Source organism: Microbacterium sp. (assembly GCF_032084865.1).
Lineage (GTDB): Bacteria > Actinomycetota > Actinomycetes > Actinomycetales > Microbacteriaceae > Microbacterium.
The window spans coordinates 1-4,545 of the sequence record NZ_DAMDLU010000180.1; the positions used below are offsets into that span (position 1 = coordinate 1).

Below are 4,545 nucleotides of genomic sequence, written 5' to 3' on the forward strand. Positions count from 1 at the left end.
CGGCGACCCTCGCAAGATCCGCCCGGGCGATGCGAGCCGCGTCCGCCGCGGCCCGCGCATCGAGCTGCGCGCGCCGGTACTCGAGCCGGGCCGCGTCGTAGCCGAGTCGTCTGCCGTTCACCGTTCCCCGCCTTCGCACCATCGCGTACCCTGTCGCACCCGCTCCGGCTGCCGCCGGGGCGACCCACCACCACTCGGCGGCAAGGAGCAGGATCGGATCCACGTGCTCAACCTATTCTCAGACCAGCGTCTGCTGCCAGGACATCAATCTATTCTCGGACCTGAGTCCCGCTGCCAGGGCAGTGATATGTTCCAGACCGTCGTCCCGCTGCCACAACAGCCCATTCTCAGACCAGCGTCTGCTGCCAGGCAGCATGCAGCTGAGCGAACTTCCCCGTGCCGCCGATCAGAGCGGTGGGGGTATCGTCCTCGATGATCCGGCCGTGCTCCATCACCAGCACGCGATCGGCGATCGCGACCGTCGACAGCCGGTGCGCGATGATGATCGCCGTGCGGTCGGCGAGCAGGGTCTGCAGCGCCTCCTGGATGAGCCGCTCGGACGGGATGTCGAGCGACGCCGTCGCCTCGTCGAGGATAAGCACCGCGGGATCGGCGAGGAACGCCCGCGCGAACGAGATCAGCTGACGCTGCCCGGCCGACACCCGGCCGCCGCGCTTGTTGACGTCGGTGTCGTACCCGTCGGGCAGCGACGAGATGAACCCGTCGGCGCCGACGGCACGTGCGGCGGCGCGGATCTCCTCGAACGTCGCATCGGGCCGGCCGAGCGCGATGTTGTCGGCGACCGTGCCGCTGAACAGATACGCCTCCTGCGTCACCATCACGATCGCGCGTCGCAGATCCTTCGGGTGCAGCATTCGCAGGTCGACGCCGTCGAGTGTCACCCGCCCGGCGGTCGGGTCGTAGAAGCGCGAGACCAGCTTGGCCAGCGTCGACTTGCCGGCACCCGTCGTGCCCACGAGCGCGATCGTCTGCCCCGACGGGATGTCGAGGGAGAAGTCCGGCAGGATCGTCTTGTCGTCGTTGTACGCGAAGGTGACGTCGTCGAAGCGGATCGCTCCGCGTGACTCCCACAGGTCGACCGGCTTCTCGGGGTCGGGCACGGTCGGCTCCTCGTCGAGCACGCCGGACACCTTCTCGAGCGCCGCGGTGGCCGACTGGTAGGAGTTCAGGAACATCGCGATCTCCTGCATCGGCGCGAAGAAGTTGCGCACGTACAGCACGGTCGCGAGCAGCACGCCGACGCCCAGCACGCCGTCGGCGACGCGCAGACCGCCCCACAGCACCACGGCCGCGAGGGTCAGTGCCGCGATGCCCATCAGCCCCGGCTCGAACGTGCCGAACAGCACCATGGAGCGCCGGTTGACGTCGCGGTAGTCACCGGCCACCGCGCGGAAGGCGGCGTCGTTGCGCGGCTCCTTGCGGAATGACTTGACCGCGCGGATGCCGGTCATCGTCTCGACGAACTGCACGATCACCTTCGCGCTGATCACCCGCGACTCGCGATAGACCGCCTGCGAGCGACTGTAGAACCAGCGCATCAGCACCACCAGCGGGATGCCGGCGAGCAGCAGGATCACCCCCGACTGCCAGTCGGCGATCACCAGCGCGATGAACGTGAACAGCCCGAACAGCAGGCCCGAGACGAGGTTGTTCAGACCGCCGTCGAGCAGCTCCCGGATGGAATCCAGGTCGCTGGTCTGACGGGAGATGATCCGGCCTGAGGTGTACGACTCGTGGAACTCCAGGCTGAGGCGCTGGGTGTGCAGGAAGATCCGCTTGCGCAGGTCGAGCAGCACGGCCTGCGTGATTCGGGCCGCGAGCACGACGTACAGTCCGATCAGCGCGGAGGCCAGGATGCCGGCGACGAGATAGACGATGGTGACGGTGATCGCCGGCATCCAGTCGGCCGTCTGGAGCAGCTGCGGCAGGGCGCGGTCCAGCGCGATGCCGATGAGGATCGGGCCGGCCACCTGCAGCGCCGTCGAGACGACGAGCACGAGCGCGGCGATGACGATGCGCAGCCGCAGCGGAGCGATGAGCGAGCCGAGCAGACGCAGCGACCGCTGCCGGATCGCGCGGCTCTCGGCCTTCGTGTAGTCGGAGCGGTCTTCGCCCTGGGTGCCTGCGATGCTCACGCCTGCACCTCCTCTTCGTCGATCTGGGTCGCTGAGCCTGCCGAAGCGTCGGTGATGATGTCGATCGCGCCGGTGCGCGCCGCCTCCTCGGCCTCGAGACTCGAGATCACGTGCCGGTAGTGCGTGCTGGTGCGCAGCAGCTCGGAGTGGGTCCCCACCGCGGTGATGCGTCCCCGCTCGAGCAGCGCGACCCGATCGGCGAGCGCGACCGTCGACGGGCGATGGGCGACGATCAGCGCGGTCGTCTCGGCGAGAACGTGGCGCAGGGCCTCTTCGACGAGCGCCTCGGTGTCGACGTCGAGAGCCGAGAGCGGATCGTCGAGCACGAGCACCTTCGGGTCTGCGGCGACGGCACGCGCCAGCGCCAGGCGCTGACGCTGCCCGCCCGACAGGCTCAGTCCCTCTTCGCCGATGACCGTCTCGACGCCGTCGGGCAGCGTGTCGACGAACCCGGCCTGGGCGACGTCCAGCGCCTCGCGCAGCACGCGCTCCCCCTCGGCGCTGTGGATGTCGAGATCGGCCCGGCCGAGCAGCACGTTCTCGCGCACGGATGCCGAGAACAGCGTCGCGTCCTCGAACGCCATGGCCACGTGCCGGCGCAGCTCGGACAGCTCGAGGTCGCGCACGTCGACGCCGTCGAGGGTGACCCGACCGCCCGTCACGTCGTACAGGCGGGCCGGCAGCGTGGTCAAGGTGGTCTTGCCCGACCCGGTGAGGCCGACGAGCGCCATGGTCTCGCCCGGGCGCAGCACGAGGTCGATCCCGTCGAGCAGGTCTCGTTCGTGCGCACCCGTGTCCTGGTAGCGGAACCGGGCGCCCTCGAAGGCCAGCTCGCCGCGGGGCTCATCGAGCCGCACCGGCTGCGCGGGGTCGGTGATGGTGTTCGTCTCCTGATAGATCTCGAACACGCGGTCGGTCGCGGTGCGCGCGTCGAGCATGAACGAGAACAGGAAGCCGATCGACTCGATCGGCCAGCGCAGCACGGCGGCCATCGCGAAGAACGCGAACAGCTGCGGCACGTCGATCTGCCCCTGCACGATCAGCCAGATGCCCGCGATGAGGCTGAGCCCGAACGCGATCTGCGGCATGAGGTCGAGCCAGAACCAGATCTCGGCGATCGCGCGACCCTTGCGCAGCTCGGTCTCGCGCAGCGTCTCGGCCTGGCGGCTGAACCGCACGAGAGCGTGCTTGCCCCGACCGAACGCCTTGAGCACGCGGATGCCGTGCACGCTCTCCTCGACGCTGGTGGCCAGGTCGCCCGCCTGGTCCTGGCTGCGCCGGGCGAGCGCGCCGTAGCGCTTCTCGAACAGGTACCCCTGGATCCACATCGGCACGCCCGTGACGAGGAAGATCACGCCGAGCAGCCAGTGCCAGCGGAACAGCAGCACGGCGCCGATCGCGATGGTGAGGATGTTCACGACGAGCAGGATCAGGCCGAACGCCAGCCACCGCCGGATGATGTTGATGTCCTGCATCATGCGGCTGAGCAGCTGACCCGACTGCCAGCGGTCGTGGAAGGCGACGGGAAGGCTCTGCAGTCGCGAATACAGCTCGGCGCGCATCTGGTACTCGACCTCGGTGGCCGGGGTCAGCACGAACCAGCGGCGCAGCCATACCATCACCGCCTCGCCGAGGGAGAGCGCCAGCACGCCGAAAGCTCCGGCGAGGATGAACCCGACCGAGCCGTCGGCGCCCGCTCCCAGATCGAAGTTCTTCACGACCTGCTCGAGCACGATCGGGATCATCAGGGCGATCACGGCGGCGGCGAGCGCGCTGAGCGCACCGCCGACGAGGCGGCCGAGGATCGGCTGCACGAAGGGCTTCAGGCGCCAGAGCGCGGCGAACGTGGACAGGGACGACGAGGACGAGCTGGCAGACATGACTCTCGGTTGCGTGGCGAGTGGGTGACGAAGGTGGGGCGGATGCCCTGGCATCCGGTGCGAGGGCGACGCGGGCGACCGGAGTCGCGCGTCGCGTGCTCAGTCGCGCAGACGGAGTGCGCGCGACGGGAGCGCCGCGCGCAAGAGTGCGCCGCCGATCAGATCTCGCCTCGCTCGCGGGCGAGCAGGCTCTGCTTCACCGGCAGTCCCCACGCGAAGCCGCCCAGCGACCCGTCCGAACGCAGCACGCGGTGGCAGGGCACGAACAGGGCGGGCGCGTTGCGCGCGCAGATCGACGCCGCCGCGCGCACGGCCTGCGGGCTGCCGAGCTCGACGGCGAACTCGCTGTAGCTGAGCGGGCGGCCCGGTTCGATGCGGCGCAGCGCCTCCCAGCCGGCGGACTGCAGGGCAGTACCGCGCTGGCGGACGACCACCTCGTCGATGGCGTGCAGGTCGCCGGTGTAGTACGCGTGAGCCGCGGGCGCGGCATCCGTCTCCCCCTCGGCGAC

Annotated in this window: 3 protein-coding genes and 1 pseudogene; all 4 read right to left on the reverse strand. The window is 69.7% G+C overall.

Annotated features, from left to right (window positions below; all coding sequences use genetic code 11):
* Positions 1–223: pseudogene (locus RT309_RS13840) on the reverse strand (hypothetical protein); the annotation flags it as partial.
* A gap of 124 nt (positions 224–347) precedes the next feature.
* On the reverse strand, positions 348–2,156 hold the full coding sequence (locus RT309_RS13845) for an ABC transporter ATP-binding protein (protein ID WP_313357969.1): 1,809 nt from the start codon (positions 2,154–2,156) through the stop codon (positions 348–350).
* Complete coding sequence (locus RT309_RS13850) at positions 2,153–4,036, reverse strand: ABC transporter ATP-binding protein (RefSeq protein ID WP_313357970.1); 1,884 nt, start codon at positions 4,034–4,036, stop codon at positions 2,153–2,155. The genes RT309_RS13845 and RT309_RS13850 overlap by 4 nt, the downstream gene beginning before the upstream one ends.
* 158 nt (positions 4,037–4,194) lie before the next feature.
* Positions 4,195–4,545, reverse strand: a 351-nt coding sequence (locus RT309_RS13855; protein ID WP_313357972.1) for an MGMT family protein, incomplete at its 5' end; no start/stop codon positions are given.

What these genes read in the sequence shown, in the direction of transcription:
- RT309_RS13850 (WP_313357970.1), bottom strand. Translation starts at nt 4,036, where the DNA reads ATGTCTGCCAGCTCGTCCTCGTCGTCCCTGTCCACGTTCGCCGCGCTC.